26 protein-coding genes are annotated in these 22,708 nt (G+C 59.4%); 11 read left to right on the top strand and 15 right to left on the bottom strand.

Annotated features, from left to right (window positions below; translation table 11 throughout):
• Positions 1 to 161 precede the first annotated feature (161 nt).
• From WX88_RS18420 to WX88_RS18410, 3 genes are all read left to right on the top strand, one after another.
• Positions 162 to 2,468 (top strand): TonB-dependent receptor, encoded by a 2,307-nt coding sequence (locus WX88_RS18420; RefSeq protein ID WP_082116139.1) that lies wholly within the window; start codon positions 162 to 164, stop codon positions 2,466 to 2,468.
• A gap of 76 nt (positions 2,469 to 2,544) precedes the next feature.
• Positions 2,545 to 3,147, top strand: a complete 603-nt coding sequence (locus tag WX88_RS18415; RefSeq protein WP_156176256.1) for a Crp/Fnr family transcriptional regulator — start codon at positions 2,545 to 2,547, stop codon at positions 3,145 to 3,147.
• Positions 3,148 to 3,256: 109 nt separating this feature from the next.
• Entirely contained in the window at positions 3,257 to 3,715 is a 459-nt protein-coding gene (locus WX88_RS18410) for an SRPBCC family protein (protein ID WP_046245862.1), read from the top strand.
• Positions 3,716 to 3,889: 174 nt separating this feature from the next.
• On the opposite strand, the gene WX88_RS18405 is transcribed toward WX88_RS18410, so the two are convergent.
• The 3 genes from WX88_RS18405 to WX88_RS18395 all read right to left on the bottom strand — a co-directional run bounded on the left by WX88_RS18405 (position 3,890) and on the right by WX88_RS18395 (position 5,732).
• Complete coding sequence (locus tag WX88_RS18405) at positions 3,890 to 4,321, bottom strand: carboxymuconolactone decarboxylase family protein (protein ID WP_046245861.1); 432 nt, start codon at positions 4,319 to 4,321, stop codon at positions 3,890 to 3,892.
• A gap of 95 nt (positions 4,322 to 4,416) precedes the next feature.
• The gene (locus WX88_RS18400) at positions 4,417 to 4,989 is read right to left on the bottom strand and encodes a Crp/Fnr family transcriptional regulator (protein WP_046245860.1); all 573 of its coding nucleotides are present in this window, start codon (positions 4,987 to 4,989) and stop codon (positions 4,417 to 4,419) included.
• Between the two features lie 194 nt (positions 4,990 to 5,183).
• Positions 5,184 to 5,732, bottom strand: a complete 549-nt coding sequence (locus WX88_RS18395) for a zinc ribbon domain-containing protein (RefSeq protein ID WP_052732842.1) — start codon at positions 5,730 to 5,732, stop codon at positions 5,184 to 5,186.
• A gap of 302 nt (positions 5,733 to 6,034) precedes the next feature.
• Between WX88_RS18395 and WX88_RS18390 the strand changes: the two genes are divergently transcribed.
• Positions 6,035 to 6,937, top strand: coding sequence for a helix-turn-helix domain-containing protein (locus tag WX88_RS18390; RefSeq protein ID WP_046245858.1), 903 nt, complete (start codon positions 6,035 to 6,037; stop codon positions 6,935 to 6,937).
• Between the two features lie 82 nt (positions 6,938 to 7,019).
• Positions 7,020 to 7,874, top strand: a complete 855-nt coding sequence (locus WX88_RS18385; RefSeq protein WP_046245857.1) for an oxidoreductase — start codon at positions 7,020 to 7,022, stop codon at positions 7,872 to 7,874.
• A 39-nt stretch (positions 7,875 to 7,913) separates the two neighbouring features.
• Here the strand turns inward: WX88_RS18385 and WX88_RS18380 are convergent, their stop codons facing one another.
• The 10 genes from WX88_RS18380 to WX88_RS18350 all read right to left on the bottom strand — a co-directional run bounded on the left by WX88_RS18380 (position 7,914) and on the right by WX88_RS18350 (position 13,700).
• Positions 7,914 to 8,567 carry an NAD-dependent epimerase/dehydratase family protein gene (locus WX88_RS18380; RefSeq protein WP_046245856.1) on the bottom strand — a complete coding sequence of 218 codons (654 nt, stop codon included), beginning with the start codon at positions 8,565 to 8,567 and terminating at the stop codon, positions 7,914 to 7,916.
• Between the two features lie 409 nt (positions 8,568 to 8,976).
• Positions 8,977 to 9,804 carry a CvfB family protein gene (locus WX88_RS18375; RefSeq protein ID WP_046245855.1) on the bottom strand — a complete coding sequence of 276 codons (828 nt, stop codon included), beginning with the start codon at positions 9,802 to 9,804 and terminating at the stop codon, positions 8,977 to 8,979.
• 427 nt (positions 9,805 to 10,231) lie between these two features.
• Positions 10,232 to 10,408 (bottom strand): hypothetical protein, encoded by a 177-nt coding sequence (locus tag WX88_RS30245; protein ID WP_156176255.1) that lies wholly within the window; start codon positions 10,406 to 10,408, stop codon positions 10,232 to 10,234.
• Positions 10,409 to 10,435: 27 nt separating this feature from the next.
• Positions 10,436 to 10,573 (bottom strand): hypothetical protein, encoded by a 138-nt coding sequence (locus WX88_RS30240; protein WP_156176254.1) that lies wholly within the window; start codon positions 10,571 to 10,573, stop codon positions 10,436 to 10,438.
• Positions 10,566 to 10,706: a hypothetical protein gene (locus tag WX88_RS30910; RefSeq protein ID WP_197076839.1), complete on the bottom strand. Its 141-nt coding sequence runs from the start codon at positions 10,704 to 10,706 to the stop codon at positions 10,566 to 10,568. Before WX88_RS30910 ends, WX88_RS30240 begins: the two co-directional genes overlap by 8 nt.
• Before the next feature lie 98 nt (positions 10,707 to 10,804).
• Positions 10,805 to 11,215 carry an arsenate reductase ArsC gene (locus tag WX88_RS18370; RefSeq protein ID WP_046245854.1) on the bottom strand — a complete coding sequence of 137 codons (411 nt, stop codon included), beginning with the start codon at positions 11,213 to 11,215 and terminating at the stop codon, positions 10,805 to 10,807.
• A 264-nt stretch (positions 11,216 to 11,479) separates the two neighbouring features.
• Positions 11,480 to 12,142, bottom strand: coding sequence for an MIP/aquaporin family protein (locus tag WX88_RS18365; protein ID WP_046245853.1), 663 nt, complete (start codon positions 12,140 to 12,142; stop codon positions 11,480 to 11,482).
• Positions 12,139 to 12,651 carry a GNAT family N-acetyltransferase gene (locus WX88_RS18360; RefSeq protein WP_046245852.1) on the bottom strand — a complete coding sequence of 171 codons (513 nt, stop codon included), beginning with the start codon at positions 12,649 to 12,651 and terminating at the stop codon, positions 12,139 to 12,141. The genes WX88_RS18365 and WX88_RS18360 overlap by 4 nt, the downstream gene beginning before the upstream one ends.
• A 78-nt stretch (positions 12,652 to 12,729) precedes the next feature.
• Complete coding sequence (locus WX88_RS18355) at positions 12,730 to 13,281, bottom strand: ArsI/CadI family heavy metal resistance metalloenzyme (RefSeq protein ID WP_082116138.1); 552 nt, start codon at positions 13,279 to 13,281, stop codon at positions 12,730 to 12,732.
• Positions 13,282 to 13,364: 83 nt separating this feature from the next.
• A complete protein-coding gene (locus tag WX88_RS18350; RefSeq protein ID WP_046245851.1) occupies positions 13,365 to 13,700 on the bottom strand; it encodes an ArsR/SmtB family transcription factor in 336 nt (111 codons plus the stop codon).
• A gap of 396 nt (positions 13,701 to 14,096) precedes the next feature.
• Between WX88_RS18350 and WX88_RS18345 the strand changes: the two genes are divergently transcribed.
• Positions 14,097 to 14,597 (top strand): energy transducer TonB, encoded by a 501-nt coding sequence (locus tag WX88_RS18345; protein WP_156176253.1) that lies wholly within the window; start codon positions 14,097 to 14,099, stop codon positions 14,595 to 14,597.
• Between the two features lie 163 nt (positions 14,598 to 14,760).
• On the opposite strand, the gene WX88_RS18340 is transcribed toward WX88_RS18345, so the two are convergent.
• A complete protein-coding gene (locus WX88_RS18340) occupies positions 14,761 to 16,698 on the bottom strand; it encodes a BamA/TamA family outer membrane protein (RefSeq protein ID WP_156176252.1) in 1,938 nt (645 codons plus the stop codon).
• 369 nt (positions 16,699 to 17,067) lie between these two features.
• On the opposite strand from WX88_RS18340, the gene WX88_RS18335 reads away from it, so the two are divergent.
• The 5 genes from WX88_RS18335 (at position 17,068) to rfbD (ending at position 21,362) form a co-directional block, all read left to right on the top strand.
• Entirely contained in the window at positions 17,068 to 18,336 is a 1,269-nt protein-coding gene (locus WX88_RS18335; RefSeq protein WP_046245850.1) for a putative DNA modification/repair radical SAM protein, read from the top strand.
• Between the two features lie 94 nt (positions 18,337 to 18,430).
• On the top strand, positions 18,431 to 18,601 hold the full coding sequence (locus WX88_RS18330) for a hypothetical protein (RefSeq protein ID WP_156176251.1): 171 nt from the start codon (positions 18,431 to 18,433) through the stop codon (positions 18,599 to 18,601).
• A gap of 93 nt (positions 18,602 to 18,694) precedes the next feature.
• Positions 18,695 to 19,552 (top strand): alpha/beta fold hydrolase, encoded by an 858-nt coding sequence (locus WX88_RS18325; protein WP_046245848.1) that lies wholly within the window; start codon positions 18,695 to 18,697, stop codon positions 19,550 to 19,552.
• A gap of 6 nt (positions 19,553 to 19,558) precedes the next feature.
• The gene (locus WX88_RS18320) at positions 19,559 to 20,479 is read left to right on the top strand and encodes a TIGR03915 family putative DNA repair protein (RefSeq protein WP_052732838.1); all 921 of its coding nucleotides are present in this window, start codon (positions 19,559 to 19,561) and stop codon (positions 20,477 to 20,479) included.
• A 19-nt stretch (positions 20,480 to 20,498) separates the two neighbouring features.
• Entirely contained in the window at positions 20,499 to 21,362 is an 864-nt protein-coding gene (gene rfbD, locus WX88_RS18315) for a dTDP-4-dehydrorhamnose reductase (protein ID WP_046245847.1), read from the top strand.
• Between the two features lie 114 nt (positions 21,363 to 21,476).
• Here rfbD and WX88_RS18310 read toward each other — a convergent pair whose 3' ends face one another.
• Positions 21,477 to 22,700, bottom strand: a complete 1,224-nt coding sequence (locus WX88_RS18310) for an MFS transporter (protein ID WP_197076838.1) — start codon at positions 22,698 to 22,700, stop codon at positions 21,477 to 21,479.
• Positions 22,701 to 22,708 lie beyond the last annotated feature (8 nt).

Genomic DNA, 22,708 nt, shown 5'->3' with positions numbered 1-22,708 from the left:
CTAAGGCAGCGAATACTACTACCAAGTTACTCGGAGCCGGGCAGAACGAAGGGCTTACGTAAACGCAAGTTCGGAAGTACGAAGCCCGTTTGGGCTCGCTGCGAACTCAATCCCTGATCCACTACGGCAGTCAGTAACCCGCGTAAGTTACTTTTGTGACAATGCGCCAACCCCCTGAACTAACCGCCCAGCGTGCCGAGCGGACGCTTTATTTCAATAAAAACGCTCCGTTGCCTTCTCGCTTCCTTTTGTCCGTCTGGCCCATTTTGCGGGGCAGCCTGCTGATGGTGCTGGGAGTGCTCCTGTCTCAGGCCGTGCTGGCCCAGTCCCTAACCGTGGTGCTGACCGACTCGTTGACTCAATCGCCCGTAATTGGGGCCAGCGTGAGTGTGCCGGGCACGGGCGTGGGGGCTGCCACCGATGTCAACGGTCGGGCCACCCTCGCGCCCGCGCCGGCCGCTGGCACTCGCCTGCGCGTAGAAGCGCTGGGCTACCGGCCGCAGCTGGTAGCCGTGCCCGCCGACCAGGCTCAGCTCGTGCTACGTCTGGCTCCCAGCGCGCAGGCCATTGAGGAGGAAGTGCTGGTCACGGCCACCCGCACCAATTCGCGCATCGAAGACCTGTCCACCCGCGTGGAGGTGATAGGGGAGGAGGAGCTGGTGGAAGAAAACGGCATCAAGCCCGGCAACATTGCCTCGCTGCTCGGCGACATTGCCGGCACCCAGATTCAGCCTACCTCGCCCACCACCGGCAACGCCGACCTGCGCATTCAGGGCCTGCCAGGGCGCTATTCGCAGATTCTGCGCGACGGGCTGCCGCTACTTGGCGGCTACTCCGGCTCCTTCGGCATCCTGCAAATTCCGCCGCTCGACCTGCGCCAGATTGAGCTTATCAAGGGCTCTAGCTCCACCCTTTACGGCGGCGGCGCCATTGCCGGCCTGGTCAACCTGGTGAGCAAGTCGCCGGTGCTGAACGACCCGCAGCTCACCATCACCGCCAACCAATCGACCCTTAAGGAAAGCAACCTCAACGGTTTTGCCAGCGCCCGTAATCAGCGGGTGGGCTACTCGCTGTTTGCGGGCGGCACCCGCCAGCAAAGCACTGACGTAGACGGCGACGGCTTCGTGGACGTGCCCCGGCTGCGCAACTTTACAGTGCACCCGCGCTTGTTTTATTACCCCAAAAACGGCCAGCTGGCCCTTGGCTACACCGGCACCGTGGAAGACCGCCAGGGCGGCGACGCCCGCGTGGTGCAGGACCTCAGCCGCACCCCCGCCGACCGGTTTTTCGTCACCAATCGCACCCAGCGCCACTCCGCTGACCTCATCTATACCCAGGACAGCCTGGCCGGCGGCAGCCTCACCGTGAAAGGCACCGCCAGCTGGTTCCGCCGCGGCGTGAGTACCAACACCGTGGCCTACGTCGGTCGCCAGCTTTCCTACTATTCCGAAGTGAGCTACCTGCACCGCTACGGTTCGCACACGTTGGTAGGAGGACTAAACGTGCTGGGTGAGGACTTCCAGCCCCGCTACGCCGAAAGCCGGACGCGCATGCAAAACGACTACACTTACGCCACCGTGGGCGGCTTTGTGCAGGATGACTGGCAGCTCACCCCCGCCCTGAGCGTGCAGGGTGGCCTGCGCTTCGACCACCATAACACCTACGGCAATTTTGTGCTGCCCCGCGCCGCCGTGCTCTTCAAAGCCAGCCCCGACTTCACGCTGCGCCTGAACGGCGGCTACGGCTACCGCGTGCCCGTGCCCTACGTGAACGAGCTTGATGAGCGGGAAATCCCCCAGGTGCTGCCTCTCCAGCTGCTCAACCCCGAAGCCGAGCGCAGTCAGGGCCTCAACGGCGACGTGAACTACCAGCACCGCTTCGCTTCGGGGCTCAGCCTCAACCTGAACCAGGGCTTCTTCTATACCCGCTTGCAAGACCCGCTCATCTTCCGCCCGGTAAGATTCCCGATCGGGCCCAGTGCTACCGGCGTCGGCCTGGGATGGCTCAATGCCGGGGCTCCCACCGTCAGCCAAGGGCTGGAGAGCTACGCCCGCCTGCGTTACGAAGGTACCGAGTTCTATCTCGGCTACCTCTACACCTACGCCCGCCGCCGCTACGATGCCGCCAACCCGAACGTGCCCCTGGCCGCCCGCCACAAGCTGGCTACCGTGGCCACCCAGGAAATCGGCGAGCACCTGGCCTTGGGCATTGAGGCCAGCTACACCGGACGTCAGTACCTCGACAACGGTTCCTCCCGCCCCGACTACCCCATTGTGGCGGCCCTGGCCCGCTACCACATCGGCCCGTGGACCTTCATTCTCAACGGCGAAAACCTGTTTGACTACCGCCAGACGCGGCGCGAAGCTGTGGTGCTGGGCGACCGCACCAACCCAGCTTTTCCCGAGCTGTGGGCCCCGGTGGAGGGCCGGGTCATCAACGTATCGGTGAATTGGAAATGGCTGCGGTAGGGGAGGGCGTACCGCTTTGCAATGATTTCGAGCGAGAAATATCTTGTCAGGATAACCACCCCCAACGCTGTCCCCAATGCTGAACGCGCCCCCCGAAGACCTGTTACGCCTGCGCCAGCACATTGCCCGGTTCGTGACGCTCAGCGACGACGATTGGAACTTGCTGCTACCGCATGTGCGGCTGGTTACCATCAAAAAGCACGGCCTGATTGCGCCGGAGGGGCGGGTGGCAAACGAGGTGGCCTTTGTGCTGGAGGGCATGTTCCGGCAGTTCTACACCAAAGATGGCGAGGAGCGCACTACCTATTTCTTCTTCGAAAACCACTTGATGAGCGCGTACATGAGCTGTCTGACCGGCCGGCCCTCGCTCGTCACCATCGAGGCGCTGAGCGAAGGGCGCTACCTCAGCTTTCCCTACGCGGTGCTGGTTGGGCTGTTTGAGCAGCGCATGGCCTGGCAGAAATTCGGGCGGGTATTGGCCGAATACCTCACTCTAGGCCTCGAAGAACGCATGGTGGGCCTGCTGATGCTCAGCCCTGAAGAGCGCTACCGCGACCTGCTGGCCAGCAACAAAAAGAAAATCCTGGAACGGGTGCCGCAGCACTACATCGCCAATTACCTGGGCATCACGCCCGTCAGCCTAAGCCGCATCCGCAACCGGGTTGCTCGCGGGGCGTAGCGCAGCATTCGGGATGCACTTCGTTGATTTCTTATCTTTTGTTATCGTACGAGCCTGGCCAGCGGGCGGAATTTTGGGTCATTAATCACCTCCCAAAAACCTCTGTGTCATGAACGTACTCATCAATGCCAGCGCCCCGGTCAAAACCCACCAACGCATCGTTATCGAGGCCAGCCCCGCCCAAGTGTGGGCCGTGCTGACAGACATTAACCAGTGGTCAGCCTGGCAGCCCGATATTCAGCGGCCCCAGCTCAACGGCGCCCTGCAGCCTGGTACCAGCTTCGATTGGAAATCCAATGGGGCGGGCATTCACTCCACGCTGCACACCGTCGCGCCCGCCACTAAGCTGGGCTGGACCGGCAAGTCCCTTGGCGTGTACGCCATTCACAACTGGACCCTGACGGCCGTACCCAACGGTACCGAAGTCGTCGTCGATGAAAGCATGGAAGGGATACTGGCCAGCCTGTTCCAAGGGCCGCTCAACCGCGGTCTGGCCAAGGGCACGCTGCTCTGGCTGGAGCGGCTGAAAGCCGAAGCTGAGAAGCTGCCGGTTCTTGCCGCCGTCTAGTGGCGAAGACTGCTATGCGGCTACTCCCGCCCGTCCGGTGTAGAGACGCTACCCTTGGCGTCTCCTCGTTGAACGATGACGTTCAGACGACATCCGAACGGCGCGGACGACGAGCGGCCAAGTGTCGCACTCTTGCAGCATTCTGGCTAATGCAACTCGCTTCTGAGCATTGTCTCACGCTTCGAGCGGCAGCTCCGTGGCAATGGCAATGCGGTTCCAGGCATTGATGGTAGCAATGGCAATGATAATCTGCGCCAAGTACTGCTCGTCGAACACCGCCGCGGCTTGCTGGTAGGTAGCCTCCGAAACGCGCTGGCCGATGCGCGTCACTTCCTCGGTGAGGGCGAGCAGGGCACGTTCCTCGGGCGTGAAGAGGGTAGTTTCCTGCCACACCGGCAGCAGATAAAGGCGCTGTTCGGTTTCGCCGCGCTGGCGGGCTTCGCGGGTGTGCAGGTTGATGCAGTAGGCGCAGCCATTGACCTGCGAAGCGCGCAGCTTAATCAGGTCGCGGTGGGTGGGGCTGAGGCGCGAGCCGTTCAGGTATTTCTCCAAGCCGAACATGGCTTTGTAGGCTTCGGGCTCGGTTTTCTGGATGTTGGTGCGCATCTTCTCAGTTGATTATTGGGTGAGTGATGCGACAAAATTCCGGCTCAGCCTTCCGGGAAAACTTAATCTAGTTCAAGAAACGCTTTTGCCTACGTCTACCCCACCCGGGCCCGGATTTTACTCAAGAACTCGGGCGTAAACCCCAGGTACGAAGCCAGCATGTACTGCGGCACCCGCTGCACAAACTCCGGAAACAAGGCATTGAAATGGTGGTAGCGCTGCTCCCCCGACAAGCTGAACATCAGCTTCACCCGAAACTGTGATGCAGCTACCGCCCGCTGCAAAATGAGGCGAAAATACCGCTCCAGCTGCGGCAGCCGCCCGAATACCTCTTCCTGCACTTGCTGGTCGAATACCACCACTTCCGTATCCTCCACCGCCTGAATAAAGAATTCCGACGCCCTGCGCGAATCGAGGCTGGCATAGTCCGTCAGCCACCAGCCCTCAATGCCGAACTGAATAGTTTGTTCGGTGCCCTTTTCGGTGGTGAGGTAGGTGCGCAGGCAGCCCCGCAGCACGAAATAGTTGGCGGGGCACACCTGGCCCTGCGCCAGCAGAAGTTCTTTGCGGGCAACCGGCTGCCGCCGCAGGTAGCCGATGAGCAGGTCGGCTTCGGCCGCGGTCAACGTCACGTAGCGAGCAATGTGAGCAAGCAGCGGCGCGTACATGGGGTCGGTTGGCTAAGGAACTGTCTACGTAAGCTTGGATGGTGCAGGGGCGTAGCCGGCGGGGCCGTACTTGGTAAGGCTGTATCCCAAGGGGCACGATTCCGCACCATCCACAGCCGTTTAGGCTGTGATTCGTGTGAACTGACGCGTACTTCTCTACAAGCGTTTTGGGGTACCAACCGACTCAGAACGCGCTAGTTCTTGGTGCCGCATTCGCCGCAGAACTTCTGCTCGGGCTTCAGGCCCTCGCCGCAACCGGTGCAGAACCGCTCCTGAGCTTTGGCGGCGGGGTTGGGGGTGCCGCAGCTGGGGCAAAACTTCTGGCCGGCAGTCAGCCTGGCCTGGCAGTTGGGGCACTGGAGCAGCGCGTCCCGATTGAGGAAATCGAGGCTTTTGGTGTAGTCCTGCTCGCGGGTTTTGGTGCGGATTTGCTCGCTGGTGGCCTGGGCCTGCTGGGCGCGCAGCTCTTCCTGCTCATCCGGGGCGCAGTCTTCGCACAGGCCGGCGCTGTGGTTCCAGCAGGCGTCGGGGCACACCCAGTGGCCGCAGCGCGTGCACTGCTTAAACTGCTGCTTGCCCTCGCCCACGGCCGTTTCCAGGGCCGAGTCGTGGGCCTTGCCACCCACGGCGCGCTGGATATGGTAGGCCGCGCGCTCCGCCCCACCAAAGCTACCAAACAGGCTGCTGGCCGCCTGCAAGAGGCTTCCGGCAATGCCGATGGCATTGGGCTGAAACCGTGACATATACCCGTTGCGGCACCGGTCGCAATGAAACTTGAACTGGAAACCCCTTATCGGTGGAAAGGTCGTCGTAGTTGGCAACGAATTGAATCAGCGAGCTCATTGGAAGCGGGGGCTTGGAAGATTATGAGGTAAAAGTAAGGCCAGATAGTAGGATGGGATGATGAAGTGCTTCGCCCAACAACTCTGGGCCAAGTGCTCAGGTTTGCACAACTGCCGGCTCCCGGTACGCTTGTGAAGGAACAGGAGCGTGGGCGGTTCGGGAGATTGGGCTACTGAGTCATTTGATTTAGGTAATTTCGACCATGCTCAAAATTCAGACACTCGAAGACTTTTACCGCCTCAAAGCAGACTGGATGCCCGAAAACCTGCGTCAGGACATCGGCCATTTCAACGTTTTTCGCCTCGATGACTTCGTAGGACCCGCCGCACAGTGCCTACCCTACAGCCGGAAGGACTTCTACAAAATTAACTTCGTAGTAGGCCAAAGCACCTACCACTACGCCGATAAAAGCGTGGTTATTAATGACAACGCCCTCTTGTTCGCCAACCCCCTGGTGCCCTACGAGTGGGAACCGCTCAATGAGCAGCAGACCGGCTTTTTCTGCATTTTCACCGAGCATTTCCTACAGCAGAACACCAGCATGAAGCTGGCTGATTTCTCGGTGTTTCAACCCGATGGGCAGCCCATTTACTTTCTGAGTGAAGCTCAGCAGGCCCACGTGCGGCAGCTGTTCCAGAAAATGTTCGCGGAGCTGGATTCGGACTATGCCTACAAGTACGACTTGCTGCGGGGCTACGTGTTGGAGCTCATTCACAGCGCCATGAAGCTGCAGCCGGCCACTACGCTCTACCGCGAGAGCACCGCCGCCACCCGCATTGCCTCGCTCTTCACCGAACTGCTGGCCCGGCAGTTTCCCATTGAGGTACCGGGGCAGCGCGTGAAGCTGCGTACCGCCCAGGACTTCGCCAAGCAGCTGGCCGTGCACACCAATCACCTCAACCGCGCCCTCAAGGACGTGACCGGCAAAACCACCACCCAGCTTCTGGCCGAGCGCTTGGTGCAGGAGGCGCAGGCCCTGCTCAAGCACACCGACTGGCCAGTGGGCCTCATCGCCTACAGCCTCGGCTTCGAAGTGCCGGCTCATTTCAACAACTTCTTCAAGAAGCACACCGGGCACACCCCCACGGCAGCACGGGTTGTTTGATTTTCGTAAGTACTGGTTTGAATGGGGTAAATAGGCCGGCATGGGTCTATTCTACTTTTGTGCTGTACAAAAAGCACTCATTATGACTACCTCAAAAACCTGGTTTATTACCGGCGCCTCGCAAGGCCTGGGCCTCATTCTGGCCAATCAGCTGCTGGCCGCTGGGCATCGGGTGGCGGCCACCTCGCGCCACCTCACCGGCCTCACCCAAGCCATACCGGCGGATGCCGCCACTTTCCTCCCCCTCCAAGTCGACCTGACCGATGAGGCCAGCGTGGCCCAGGCCGTGCAGGCCACCATCAGTACCTTCGGCCGCATTGATGTGGTAGTGAATAATGCGGGCTATGGCCAGTTTGGCAGCATCGAAGAATTGTCGGATCAAGAAACTCGGCAGAATTTCGATATCAATGTATTCGGGCTGCTCAACGTGCTGCGGCACGTCTCACCGCATCTGCGGGCCCAGCAGTCGGGGCAGGTGTTTAATATTTCCTCCATTGGTGGCTTCTTCGGCAATTTTCCCGGGTGGGGGATATACTGCGCCACCAAGTTTGCCGTCGAAGGCCTGACCGAGGCCTACGCCGCCGAAATGGCTGGCTTTGGCGTGAAGGTAACCGCCGTTATGCCCGGTTATTTCCGCACCAATTTTCTCTCGGCTGGCTCCTTGGCCACGCCCCACACGTCCATTGCGGCTTATCAGGACGTGCGCGATTCCCTGACCACGCACCAGGAGCAAATCAACGGTCAGCAGCCCGGCGACCCCGCCAAAGCCGTGGCGCTACTCATCGCCATGAGTGAGGCCCCGCAGCCCCCGCTCTACCTCTTTCTTGGGGCCGATGCCTATCAGCTGGCCGCGCAAAAAATAACCGCCGTGCAGCGCGACATGCAGCAGTGGCAGTCCCAGGCCACGGCTACTGATTTTGCCGCTGAAGCGATTTAACGCAGCTCTGAGAAGGAGGCCACGGGAAAGCGTCTCCAATCAGGCCCGCGTCAACTCATTAGATTCGTGCACCCGCACGCCGCCGCCATCGTCTGCTGCGGCGTGCAGCATGGCGGCGGCCACGGTAGCGGCCGTCACGGGCCGGTATTTCTGGAGGGGGCCACGCAACAGCGGCCGGAACATCCGCAGCACTATCGCGCTCAGCCGCTCGCCTATGCGCGGCTGCTCCCGCTCGCCCAGCAGCAGCGACGGCCGGAAAATATGGATGGCCCGGAACGCCGTCTGCCGCACCGCGGCCTCCATTTCTCCCTTTACTCGACTGTAGTATATCCGCGACTCAGCATCGGCCCCCAGGCTGGAAATAACCAGGAACTGCGATGCGAAATTGCTGGCTGTGATTGCCGCCAGCGTCACCACGTACAGGAAATCGACCTTGTAAAAAGCCTCCTTGGAGCCGGCTTGCCGCATGGTAGTGCCCAGGCAACAAAATATGTCGTCGGCAATGAGTTGCAGGCGCACGTCTTCCAGCCGGTCGAGGTCTGTTACCACCTGCGTCAGCTTGGGGTGCAGCATGGGCAGCGATTTCCGGCCTACCACAATCACCTTCGAATAGCGCTCCGATTGCAACAGCAGCGGCAGGAGGTGCGAGCCAATAAGGCCCGTGGCCCCGGCGAGTAAAGCAGTTTTGCTCATAGAAGAAGGTAAAAGAGACCGTCAAACTCCCCTCCTTACCAAGGAGGGGATGTTCGCGCGCCAGCGCGAACGGGGATGGTTAGGGCGTTGAACGGGGATAGAACGACTATTTCAGGCCGAGGTTGAAGCAAACGTAAAAAGACTGCCAGCCACAACACCGCTGGCCGCATTCCAGCGGAGAAAGCTACGAGCACGTTGTAGAGACGCCACCCTTGGCGTCTCGTCTTCCGCGCCGTTTGCCTTTCGTTCTTCAGCGAGGAGATGCCAGGGGTGGCGTCTCTACAACGTGCTGGTTAATGCAAGTAGCCTGTTGGCTTCGTTGGTTTCCGATTCAACGCCCACAACCACCCCGGTTCGCGCTGACGCGCGAACATCCCCTCCTTACTAAGGAGGGGAGTTTGCTGTTCTACTACTTCAGCTGCGTTGCTTCGGGCTCCAGGACTACCAGGCCTTGTTTAAAAAGGGACCCCAGGGCCTTTTTAAACACCTTTTTGCTCATGCCTACCCGCCGGTACACGTCTTCGGCCAGGCTCTTGTCGCCCAGCGGCAGGCGGCCTCCGGGCGCGGCGCGCAGGGCAGCGAGCAGCGTATCCGTAGCCGATTCCACTTCGCTGTAGCCCTCGCGCTGCAGGCGCACATCGAGTTTACCGTCCTCGCGGACCTGGCGGAGGAAACCAGGGAGGGCCTCGCCCAGGCGCAGGGGCCGGAATACTTCGTTATGAAACAGCAGCCCCTGGTGCGTGTCGTTCACGATGACGGGGTAGCCCAGCTCGGTTTCGTCGGCCACGAGCAGGCGCACCGCGTCGCCGGGCTCGCCCCGGAACGGCTCGTTGCTCAAAAACTGCTTCCACTTGGCAGAGGCCACCAGCCGGTCGCTTTCCTCGTCGAGGTATACGTACACGAATACCCGCTCGCCCACGCGCAGGTCGCGGCGCTGGTTGCGGTAGGGTAGGAGCAGGTCTTTTTCGAGGCCCCAGTCGAGGAAGGCGCCGGCCGGGCCATGGTCCCGCACGGTGAGGGCGGTAAAAGAGTTGACCAGCGCCAGCGGCCGCAGGGTGGTGGCAATGAGCCGGTCTTCGGAGTCGCGGTAGACGAACACGCGTAGGATGTCGCCCACGCGGGTTCCCACGGGCACGTACTTTTCGGGCAGCAGCAGGTCGCCGTCGTCGGAGGTGAGGTAGAGGCCAATGCTGGTTTCGCGGGCTACTTCGAGGTCGTTGTAATCGCCGAGGTTCATAGTAAGATGGTGTAATAGGGGGCGCTACGCCGCTACAGTCAGCAGTGGGTGCGGAGGAAATCGGAAAAACGTTTGGCGTGAGGCGAGCGTTGCCGCGTATTGGTAGCTACTGAGGTGGCTTCCTTAGGTTGCTCCGCCATGGTATCTTCTGGTTTAGCTGGTGGGAGGGTAGTTACAGCTTGAGGGCCGGGCAAAACTACGCCGGCGGCCGTTGGCTGTAGAGACGCAACCCTTCGCGTCTCGTCGTTGAACGATTGGCAACGGGTGCAGTTCTGGAGACGCGAAGGGTCGCGTCTCTACCTCATTCAGTTTTGCTCCAGCACCAACTACTTCCCCTCCGACCCCAATCAGTTGCCGAAAAAGCACAACCAGTTTCGGTCAGGCCCCAACCGGTTGCCCAAAAAAAGCAACTGGTTGGAGTTTTTGGTTAAGCCTTTGCTATTTTCTCCTTGCGCTCGCCCTGGTCAGCGAAACGGGGTTTCAACTCGGTCACTGCCGTCTGGGCACCGGGCTGGTTCAGCTCGGCGGCCGTTTTGAGGGCGCTGTAGGCTACTAGTGCGGACGTGTAGCCCTCGGAGCCAGCTTCTATTCGAGTGCTGTCCACGTCAATTATGAAGGTGTTGATTTTCAGTTAGAAATGCGATAGGTTGCTATTCACACTAGAATCAATCAAGAAGGCCACCACGTCGAGGTACTGTGGCATGAGGGTGCCGAGGCTTTGGGCATACTCGGCCGCTTTGGCCGCAAGAAACTGCGACTTGTCACCCATTTTGGGTAGGGCGGCGCGCTCCTCGGGTGTGAGCGAAATGAGGTGGGGGCCAGGACCGCACGGGCATCACGAATGTGTTTGAGGCTTCGGCGATGACCGTGGCCGGGATAGCCTCCGTAATGAGGTTTGCCATTGGGTAGAAATGATTGGGAAGCCCCGCACCTGCCGGGCCCGCGTGCTCCGTTGCCAAGAGGATGTCGGTAGCCGCAGTCGGTTCACAAGATATAGAAATTAGTTAGTTACAACGCTTATCACTCCAGCTTCTTTTAGCAGCGCCAGCACCTGCCGCTCCACCAGGTCGCGCACCTGCCGGAACTCGGCGGGTGCGAGGTGTTTGGGGTCGGGAATCTGCCAGTCGCGCCGGTGGCGGGCGACAATAAACGGGCAGGCATCGCCGCAGCCCATGGTCACCACGTAGTCGAAGGATTGGTCACGCACCTCATCAAGCGACTTGCTGGCGTGGGTGCGCAGGTCGTAGCCCAGCTCGGCCATGGCTGCCACCGCCTTGGGGTTAATCATCCCCGCCGGCCGCGAGCCCGCGCTAAAGGCCTCCACCCGTCCGCCCCCGTGCAGGGTCGCGAAAGCGTGGGCCATCTGGCTGCGGTTGGCGTTTTCGATGCACACAAAGAGTAAGCTTATCATATTAAGAGGAGGGAAGTTGCTCGGGTGAGAAGGGTGGTTTAGGTGGGTATTATGTAGTGTATCAATTTGTTGTAATGGAAGAGCCTCGCGCTGAAAGAATGCCCTGGTCATCTGGCAGCCGCGGAGCCTAAGCATCACATGTGCCATTATTTAGTTACAGCCATTGCCAAGTTGGTATAATGACTTTTCAGCTCCCTTCTCCTTGGGAGAGAGGCCGGGGGGAGGTTCCCTCGGTCGCGCCAAGTACATCAACTCCAAACCTCTTTAGTGCACCTGCTCGCCGGTCAGGAGTCGGTCGGCTGCCACAGCTAATAGTGCGCCGGCCAGCGGCCCCACCACGTACACCCAGGCCTCCGCCAGGTGCCCGCTCACTAGCGCAGGCGCTAATGAGCGGGCTGGGTTCATGGATGCCCCACTGAGCGGGCCAGCCACCAGCGCCTCTAGCCCCACAGTAGCGCTGATAGCCAAGCCGGCCAGAATCCCTTCTTCCTTCGCGCCGGCCGTGACGCGCAAAATCACCAGCATCAGCCAGAAAGTGAGTACCGTTTCGATGACCAGCGCCGCTACCGCCGAGCGCGCAGGCAGCGTGGCCCCCAACGTAGAGCCCGGCGTGGCCAGGCACCACACCAGCCCGCTTCCCACCAGCGCGCCCACTAGCTGGGCCAGTACGTAGGGTAGCACCCGCCGCCCTGGAAAGCGCCCCGACGCCCAAAAGCCGATGGTCACGGCCGGATTTACGTGGGCACCACTCACGGGCCCCAAGCTCTGAATCAGCATAAATACCACCAGCCCAAACGCCGCGGCCACGCCGCCGTGCCCCAGGCTGTGGGTTTGCTCATCTACCACCACCGCCCCGGTGCCGAAGAGCAGCAGCCCGGTCGTGCCCAGGACTTCGGTCAGCAGGCATCGTCGTAAGGATGAGCTCATGTAGTGCTCGGTGTTGCCCCCACGATGGCACTCCGCCGCTCCAACAGTAGGGTATCGCGCCACTGCCCACCCAGCTGGCCGATCCGCTCGCGGCGCCCCACCAGCCGGAAGCCCGCCGCCTCATGCAAGCGTACGCTGGCCCCATTTTCCGGAAAGATGCCGGCTTGCAGCATCCACAAGCCGTGCTGCTCCGATTCGGTAACCAAGGCGGCCAGCAGGACCCTGCCCATACCCTGCCCCCGGGCAGCTGCCGCTACGTACACGCTTACTTCGGCCACTCCGCCGTACACGCAACGGCTTGATACTGGCGAAAGGGCAGCCCAGCCCAGCACGGTGGCCGGCGCGGCGGGCGGCAGCGCTACCAGCCGGGCAATGGCCAGGTGGCTCGCATCCCAATCGGCCCAAGTGGGTGCATCAGTGACGAAAGTAGCGTTGCCCGTGGCAATGCCCGCCGCGTAAATGGCGCGCACATCGGGCCAGTGCGCGGCCGTCATCGGTTCAATAATCATGAGCAGAAGCGAGTCAAGCTGGTATAACTGGGTGGGCTGGCGGACTGCATTAGCCTGCGAGCGACTCCGAAAATTGCGCTAGCAGCACCCACCGTCTGGCGCGCAAGCTGCGGCTGCGGGGGCCGAAGTATCTACCAGTGTGAAGGCCATGGGAGCGGTGGTCAACACTATTTCCGCCGCTGCCGGGGCAATGCAGCACTGGCTGCTGGCCGAGTCGTATTCTTCCTGGTAGCGCGGGTCGTTGAACTCGGCGTCGGCGTGGAAGTAGTACACTTCCCACTCCACGCCGTCGGGGTCGTTCACCCAAAACTTGTCCTGCTTGGCATAGCAGCAGTTGGTACCCATTTCTTCCCGGCTCACCAGGCCGGCTTTGTGGGCCAGGGCTAGTCGCTCGTCCAACTCCTTCACCGTTTCCACCTGGAAGCCAAGGTGGCCGAAGTGACTCTGCACCCGCTCGGGGTTCTCCACGAACGAGATGATGAGCGAAGGCTTATCCAGCACGTATTTGGCGTAGCCGCGCTTGATTTTGGTGGCTGGCTGCCCAAAGAAAGCCGTGTAGAAATTGACCGTTGCGGTCAAATCGGATACGTATAGCGAGACGTGCATCCGGGGGAAATTAGCAGATTCCATAAATACGATATAGGAAAAGTGGGGATGAGGAATTGAAAAGAGAAGAAAGGTAAATGCAGCAGCAGTTTTATCGCCTGACTAAATCAGCAGGCGCATCCGGTAGTGGGCACCGGTAGCTCGGCCAGCAAGTCGCCGAGGAGCTGGCGGGCCCGGGCCCAGCCGGCCGGGTCGATACAGTAGCACACGCGTGGACCGTCGACCTCGCCTTGCACGAGACCCGCCGTTTTTAACCCCTTTAAGTGCTGCGACACGGTGCTCTGCGAAATCGGAAGTTCCAGCACCAGCTCGCCGCACACGCAGGCTCGGCGCTGGGTCAGCAGCCGCAGGATAGCCACCCGCGCCGGGTGCCCCAGCGCCTTAGCGATGACGGCGAGCTCTTGCTCAGCGGTAGTAAAATGTTCGCGCTTGTGGGTTGCCATTTGGTTAGTTTTTCGTTTATCGTCGATTTACGATTATAAAAGTATGAATGACTGAACGGACGAGCAATAGAATCTAAGGGTACTATTAGTATTATTAAATAAAACCCTCAAGATTATCGTTGAGTAAAGGGACTAGTAAGTACAAATCAACAAATAGATAAGACATATAAAGGGCCTTTTTATGAGCTATATTGCGCCATCAATGAGTTTTTGCTGAATTGCAGAGTGTATTTAACGCTATTGATCAATATGGTATTGGTATTTAAATATTATTAAAAAAGAACAATTTAACAAAACCTGCTTGCTGAATAATATCTGTTATTTGCCTAGGAAATTTCTCGCGCTACTAATCTTCTTCTACTACCCTCTAATCTTTCATCTTACGCTCTTTTTAAAGTGCTCCATTCATTACGCCTGCATGCGTTGCTCGCGTCCCTTCTTCTAATGGGGGCGGCAGCCAATGGCCAAAGCCTCTTGCAAGCCGACCAAAGTATCACGCCCGCCGACACAAGTGTCACCACCGCGCCCGCTCATCCGCTTAGCGCAGCCTCTCTGCCTGCACTCCTTGTGAAGCCGGATTCGGTGTATATCAACCCCGAAGTACTTCCGCATTTTGTGGGCGGCGACAAAGCCTTTATGGCCTACCTGAGTAAGTCCATTCGCTATCCGCAGCGGGCCTTGCAACAGCGCGTCTCCGGGAAAGTGTTCGTCAACTTCATACTCGACGCCACCGGCAAGGTGCAGGATGCGCACGTCGTCAGTGGTCCCGGCAGTGGGCTCAACGACGAAGCCCTGCGCCTCGTGTGGCTAATGCCGCCCTGGGAGCCCGGCCGCGTAAACGGCCAGCCAGTCCGCGTATCCTGCACCGTACCCATCTCCTTCACTATAGAGCGGTAGCGCAGCCTTTCTTTTTGCTCCGTGAGCATTGAGTGCAACGTAGGGTTATAGCGTAAAGCTTAGCTCCGCGAGGCATCGTACACAACGGTAGTCTGTAGCGCGGAGCCTTTGCTCCGTAAGGCATTGAGCGCTTCCAGCGCAGTAAAACGCTTTACGCGCTACCTCACTGGTACACTCCCGTGCCAGGCTGGCCCAGCCCAAAATCATTAAAGGTGACCGTTTCCCGGCTCGATTCAAACAAGCGTACGCCATTGGCAGCGTTCAGGCCGCGCGGGTAGTAGCCAACCAGTATCTGGAAAGTGCGCAGAGCCGTGAACTCGTTGCGGAAGCGCAGACCCAGTCCGAACCCGGTGTAGGGCGAGTTGCGAAAGGGAGGGCCGCCACGGGGCTTGTCGCTCACCCAGGCGGCATCGGCAAAGGCGATGCCCGCCAAGCGGAAGCCTAGCAGCGATAAGGGCGTGAAAAGAGTGGTTTCGTAGTTGAGTGTGAAGCGGCTGGTTGCCAAAATAGGCTGAGCCGGAGAGAAGCCCCGCAGGCCCCGGTCGTTGGTAATGCCCTGGAGCAAATCGCCCGGCCGGCGTTTTAGGCCAATGGTGCCCTTGCTGCTAAGAAAGTGCCGGTACTGCCAGTTGCCAAAGTGGTAAAGCTTGGTAAACGAGGTCAGTTCGGTAGTAAGCAGCCCCTGCTCCCACCTGCGCTTCTTGTTCATCAATTGATACGAGCCCAGAGCGACTGCAGCGTATAAGTACCCGCTGCGCGTGCTGAAATTGGCTGTCGCCAGGCGCACATCAAAGTAACGGCGCGGCATGGCACTATTCGTCTCATAGCCGCCCGTGAAGCTAACCAGTGTACCGGTAGGGATGTCCTCGGTGCGGCCAAAGCCGAACAGGTACCGGTCCTTGTAGTAACGGCGCACGGAGTAGCCCACTGTGCCCAGTAGCAGCATGCCGTTGCGGTACTCGTTTTTATAATCGGGTATGGTGATGGGGCTGGGATTGGGAATGGCACCGTAGGCGGTATTGAGAACGCGGGCAGATACGATAATGCGCCCGGGGTTTTCATAGCCTAAGTCGTAGGAGCGTAGGCGTAGAGCCCTCCCCACCCAAACGTCCTGCACCGTGTACCTCAGCGGATAATAGATGTAGGGCTCCCCCTCCGGCGGGGCTTTCAGCGTCACGTTCAAGTCATAGCTGTTCAGGTTGAGTGCCCCCGCGTAGTGGGCGCTGGGTGAGTAAAAGTCCCGCTGCACCGACACTCCCCCCGACCGGTAGTTGTATTCGTTGCGGTAACGGGCCTGGGCATACACAAAATGACGAAACGGAGCCGTGTATCTGCCTTCGTATGACCATTGTTGGGGCCTCTCGTTAGAATTTGAGCTCAAATTCCGTCCGTATCGGTAAGAGTTTCGCAACTGGTGACCCTGGCCGAGAAAGTTGTCGTCGCCAAATGAGATACGGCCCGCCGTAGCCGACCCCACCTCATAGCCGCCCCTAATGCTGAACACGTCGGTAGTGAGCACCTCAATATCCACGCTGTCGCGGGTGGTCGTAACTTCGTTTACCAGCACACGAGCATCCAGAATTTCAGGGGTTTGACGCAACAGGCGTTCCGATTCGGCCAGGGCCTGGGGCTCCAGGGCCCGGCCCGGCCGGAACAGCAGCACCTGCCGAATGCGCGAGCGGGTCGTCTTAATGTGCAGTGCGTTACCCGACTTTTCCAGGAAGGTGCGCGGCCGTCGGGTCGAGTCGGTGAGGCTGTAGCCAAAAGCGTCCAACCTACGGATTTCGATTCGACGCACGATTTTAAAGTTGTGCCGGTCAAACTGCCGGTCCAGCAACACGGCATCAAGGCCAGCCTGCTCGTCTTGACGCTGCGTGAACCTGAACAGTGCCGAGGCCGCCCGTCCAACAATGGTTTTACGCCGCGAGTAAGCCTTGAGCCGGGTTATCAGGCGGGCTTCATCGAAGCGCTGGCGTAGTGAGTCGGGGCGCTGGGGCAGCGTTTCCAGGTTCGCGTTCAGAGAATCTGGTGGTACCGCCAGGCGCGGGTCAAACGTCTGCGCCCGCACTGGCCAGACCAGCGGGACAAGCGAAACAATCACTAACAGTAACCAACCACGAAAGCTCATATCAGGGCGCAACGCTGCAAATTACAAAAAGGAGCCTGCAAAAAACACACTCGCCGCGGTTTAGCACGGAGCGCGTGAGGACCGGCTGAGCAGTGAGGTGTATCTGCCACTCACCGCGGCGCAGCCATCCGGCAAAACTGCGTTAGCGCCCTAGTTTATGGCTGGGGCTAATTACCGCACTGCGGCCATGGGTTGCGAACTCACCTTACCACTTGGCCGGCCCTTACACGCTCCACGCTAAACTACGGCCAGGAGAAACTATTTCTAAAAAAATTAGCTTAATACATTGCGCCTATTTGGCCGCTGTTCATTACTTTTAAGCCCGAAAGCAAGCCCTTCCTCATGAACGAGCGCATTCAAGAGAAACTAAGCATATTAGCCGATGCCGCGAAGTACGATGCTTCGTGCAGCAGCAGCGGCGGCAAGCGCAAAAATGAAAACAAAGGCCTCGGCAATGCTGAGGGCATGGGCATCTGCCATAGCTATACCGAAGACGGTCGTTGCGTGAGCCTGCTGAAAATTTTGTTGACTAACCACTGCATTTTTGACTGTGCCTACTGTGTCTCGCGCCGCTCGAACGACGTGAAGCGTGCCGCTTTCACCGTGGACGAGGTGGTAGACCTGACTATCAACTTCTACCGTCGTAACTACATCGAGGGTCTGTTTCTGAGTTCCGGCATCTTTTCCAGTCCGGATTATACCATGGAGCGGCTGGTGCGTATTGTGAAAAAGCTGCGCACCGAGCACAAATTCAACGGTTACATCCACGTCAAAACCATTCCCGGGGCCTCTGAGGAGCTTATTCAGGAAGCTGGCCTCTACGCCGACCGTCTCAGTGTAAACATTGAGCTGCCTTCGGAGCTGGCCCTGACCACGCTGGCCCCGGAAAAAAACTACCAGGAAATTCTGACCCCGATGAGCCAGATTCGGGACAATATTATTCAAAATAAAGAAGAGAAGGCGCTGTTCAAAAAAGTGCCCGCCTTCGCAACGGCCGGGCAGACTACCCAGCTCATTGTGGGGGCCAGCGCCGAGACGGACCTACAGATTATCAAGCTCACCGACTCGCTCTATCAAGGCTACGGGCTGAAACGGGTTTACTACTCCGGCTACATCCCCGTGACGGACGACGCCCGCCTGCCGCAGGTCACGCAGCCGCCCGTCATTCGAGAGCACCGCTTGTACCAAACCGATTGGCTGATGCGCTTCTACGGCTTCCAGGCCGATGAAATTCTCGACCCCGCGCACCCGCACCTCGACCTTGAAATCGACCCCAAACTAGCCTGGGCTTTGCGTAATCGCCACGTATTTCCGGTGGACGTGAACACGGCCGATTACGAAATGATACTGCGTATTCCCGGCGTGGGTGCCCGCTCGGCCAAGCGCATTGTAGCCGCCCGCCGCTTCGCCAGCCTCAACATGGAAACCCTGCGCCAACTGGGTGTGGTGCTGAAGCGGGCCAAATATTTCCTCACCTGCCAGGGCGAGTACCAGCCCGCCCTCGGGGAGCTGAGCGAGCAGCAGGTGCGCCGTCAGATTCTTTTCGGAGCCGGTTCGGTGCGCTCGGCCCTCGTTACCCAGCAACTCGATTTATTTGCCCAAGCCTCTTAATCAAATGTTTCACGAGTCCTTTTTCTCGAATGGCCAACCTTCGCTGCGGAAGAGCAGCCTGGGCGGTGTGCAAGAAGAAATTTTCTTTTCCGTCATGAAAATCATTCACCGTCAAGCCCAGCCGTTGCGCCCGGCCCAGTCTGATAAAGTAGCCCGTCTCTCGTGCTGCTGCCGCATCAGCGAACTAATGCCGTTGGTGCGCCAGCTGCACGACGATGCCCGCGCCCAGGCCCGCGCCAGCCAGGATACCCAGCAGGCAGCATAAGGGGATCTGGCCCAGGTACTGAGGCGTCCGTTTAATTGTTCTGCCTTTTACCTCGTGCGCAACTTCTGCGCGGCCTGGCCGATACAGCCAGGTATGTCCTATGCTCTCGAACACCACCGCGTGCCTACCAACGGCCTGCACCTGCACGTGGTGCAATGCGGGCCCCTTGATGGCCCGCTGGTAATTCTACTACACGGCTTCCCGGAGTTTTGGTACGGCTGGCGGCACCAGATTTCGGCATTGGCCGATGCCGGATTTCGCGTCTGGGTGCCCGACCAGCGCGGCTACAACCTCAGCGATAAGCCCCGGCGCGTGCGCGACTACACCATCGACCACCTCGCCGCGGACATTATTGGGCTGATTGACGCCGCCGGCCACGCGACGGCCGCCGTAGTTGGCCACGACTGGGGCGCTGCGGTGACTTGGCACTTAGCCGCGCATTATCCCGGCCGCATCCGGCAAGCTGCCGTTCTGAACGTGCCGCACCCCCAGGTATTTGGTCCGGCGCTACTTCGCAAGCCAGGTCAGTTGCTGCGGAGCTGGTATGTTTTCTTCTTTCAGCTACCATGGCTGCCCGAGGTGCTGGTTCGCCTGCGTGGGTGGTGGCTGGGCCGGCGGTTGCTGCGCGGCACCAGCCGCAAGGGTACATTTAGCGATGCTGATTTAGCTCGGTATAAAGAGGCATGGACGCAGCCGCGGGCCATGCGCAGCATGATAAACTGGTACCGGGCGGCGGTTCGCTTTGGAAGGCGGCTGGGGGCAACGGGCCGGATAAAGATTCCTATCCATATCATTTGGGGCGAAAACGATGCCTTCTTAAAACGTGAGCTAGCCCGCGAAAGCCTAGCTTATTGCGATGGCGGCCAGCTTACCTATCTGCCGACTACGCACTGGGTCCAGCATGAAGCAGCGGCGGCTGTAAATAAGTTGTTGCTGGCGTTTTTGTCCTAAGCTTTTATGAGCAAGCTCACCCCAACTCGTTATGCTACTGCGGTGACTGCTGCGGCACCCGCTGCTCGTCGGCCCGCACCGGAACTTACGGCCGCACGCCGCGACTACACGTACGATGGCACGTTTGAGGGCTTACTCACGGTCCTGTTCACCGTTTATGATTGGCGGGCGGCGCCCAACAGTATTCAGCCCGAGGCTACCGCCCAGACTGGCCTTTTCGCTCAGTCTGCCCACTGCGAAACCAACGAAGCCTTAGCTGCCCGCGTGTGGGAAGGCCTGCTGCGCACGATGGACCAGGAGGCCCGTACCCGCCTCTACCACGTTTTTCTCAGCGAGGATGCGGAACGGGAACTGCTGATTTTCCGCTACGTGGACTTGGCCCTGCGCACCGACCGCGACATCTCCGAAAACTACGCCAATGCGGACGTGCGCCGCATCCAGCGTCTGGCTCAGCAGATGTTCCGCGAAAAGCACCGCATGGAAGCCTTCGTGCGCTTCGAGAAAACCACCGATGAGCTGTTTCACGCCACCATTTCCCCCGATTTCGACGTCCTGCCGCTCATTGCCGCGCATTTTACCAAGCGCTACGCCGACCAACGCTGGCTGATTTATGACCGGCGGCGCCATTACGGCCTATACTACGACCTTACGCGTACCGACTTAGTACAGTTTGAGGCGGACCAGGCTCAGAATGCCAATAGGTTATCGGCCACGGTGCTTGATGAGCGGGAGCCACTGTTCAAGCTGTTGTGGCAGGCTTATTTTGACCACGTCAACATCCCCGAGCGCAAAAACCTGAAGCTGCACCGCCGCCACATGCCCCTGCGCTACTGGAAATACCTGAGCGAAAAACAGCCCCGGGAGATGCGTTTTGAGCCCATTAAGAACAAGCGCCCGCCAGCAGAGCCTAACTTGCGGCTCGAATAACACAACCGCAGCATACTTTATGGGTACCGTACTGGTTTTTGGCGCCTCCGGGCAATTGGGACAATGCTTGGCGCATGTGGCGCGGGAAAGAGGCACCACGGGATTAGAGTTTCTACCCGAGGAGCAGGCGAACATTCTGGACCTAAGCGGACTCAAGTCCCTTTTTGAGCAATATCAGCCAGCGTATTGCATCAACTGCGCTGCCTACACAGCCGTTGATAAAGCAGAAGACGAGTTGGAACTGGCTCGCAAAATCAACCGGGATGGAGTGGAAAACCTGGCCCGCCTCTGCGGCGAATACGGCACAACTCTCATTCAAATTTCGACTGACTTCGTCTTTGCCGGCACCGGCAACGAGCCATTGCTCGAAACCGATGAGGCGGCGCCCATCAGCGCCTACGGCCTCACCAAGCTGGAAGGCGAGCAGGTGATAGCAGCCCACACCAAGCAGTTTTTTATTCTGCGCACGAGCTGGCTGTATTCTGAATATGCCAATAACTTCGTAAAAACCATGCTCAAGCTGGGCCATGAGCGCGATGAATTGCGCATCATCTGGGACCAATTGGGTACGCCCACCTACGCCATCGATTTGGCAGGCTGCATTCTCACCATCATCGAAACCCAAAGCCAGGAGTTTGGCCTCTACCACTACAGCAATGAAGGCGTGACTTCCTGGTATGATTTCGCCACGGCCATCTTCGAGCTAAGCCAGACTAGTGTAAGAACCGTGCCCATTCGCACGGCCGAGTACCCCACTAAGGCCACCCGCCCGGCCTACTCCGTGATGGACAAAACCAAAGCCAAAACTCAATTGGGCGTGGCCATTCCGCACTGGCGCGTCAGCCTGCAAGTATGCCTCAGTCGGCTGGCTGAAGCGCGGTAGAGGGCTCACTAGTTAGCGCCGTTTTCGCGTGGACCCGTCCCCCGGCCCCTTTCTAGGACGAGGGGGGCGGGTCCACGCGAAAACGACGCTATGTATCTTGTATGAATGGACTGTCTACATCCGGTAGAAGCGACTAATCAGGTAAGCGAGCCCGGTTAGGCTTGCGCCCAGCAGGCACACGCCGGGCCAGCCGCCGTGCGTCCAGGCCAGCCCGCCCAGCACGGAGCCCAATGAGCCGCCCGTGAAGTAGGCCGTCATGTATACCGTGTTCAGTCGGCTGCGGGCCCCGGGTACCAAAGCAAATACCATCGATTGATTGGAGATATGTGTGGCCTGCACGCCCACATCCAGCAAGATGACGCCCACAACCAGCCCCGCCATGTAGGTGCCGCCGAAACCCAAGATGGCATAGGCTACCAGCGCCAGCCCGATGCTCAGTCCGATGGTGTAGTCCGGCCCTTTCGTATCAACAGTTTTGCCGGCTAGCGGCGCGGCCAAAGCCCCGGAAGCGCCAATCAACCCAAAGAAACCAGCTATATCACTGCCATAGTGGTAGGGCGCTCCTTCGAGGTAAAATGTCAGAGTAGTCCAGAATACGCTAAACGCGGCAAACAGGCTCGCTCCTACTAAAGCCGCCCGCTGTAGCGGCACTTGCTCACGGGTGAGGGTCAGCAAAGACTTCATGAGTGAGCCGTAGGAGCCGGTAAAGGTGGGCTGGTCGGTGGGCAGTTTCCAGATGAGCAGGCCCACAAGCAGTACCATCAGCCCGGCTCCGATTTCGAACATGGCCCGCCAGCCCAGGTGTAGCCCCACGTAGCCACTCACCGTGCGCGAGAGCAGAATACCGATGAGCAGCCCGCTCATCACTCTCCCCACGATGCGGCCGCGACTTTCCTCCGGCGCCAGGTGCGCGGCCATGGGTACCAACAGTTGCGGCACTGCCGACAGGATGCCAAGGAGCACGCTGGCGCTCGCTAGCACCGCAAAGCTGGGGGCCCAGGCCGCCAGCGCCATGCAGCCGGCCGCACCTAGCAGCATGGACATTATCAGCCGCTTGCGTTCCAGCTTGTCGCCCAATGGCACCACCAGCAGCATGCCCAGCGTGTAGCCCACCTGGGTGGCAGTAGCCACCAGGCTGGCACTGCTATCCGGCAGGTGAAACGTGCGGCCGATGGCGGCGAGCAGTGGCTGGTTGTAATAAATGTTGGCCACTACCAGCCCGCAGGTAATGGCCATCAGCCACACTAGGGCAGCATCTAGCTGATGCGGAGCCGCAGTTTCGTTGGGAGGAATAGTAGAGGATGATAATGGCGGATTTCCAACGAGAGACGGTTTCATAAAAGCTA

The sequence above is a fragment of the Hymenobacter terrenus genome, from assembly GCF_000972495.1.
GTDB classification, from domain to species: Bacteria; Bacteroidota; Bacteroidia; order Cytophagales; family Hymenobacteraceae; genus Hymenobacter; species Hymenobacter terrenus.
Note: the sequence above shows the minus strand (reverse complement) of the source record. Positions and strands in the feature narration are given on the sequence as shown.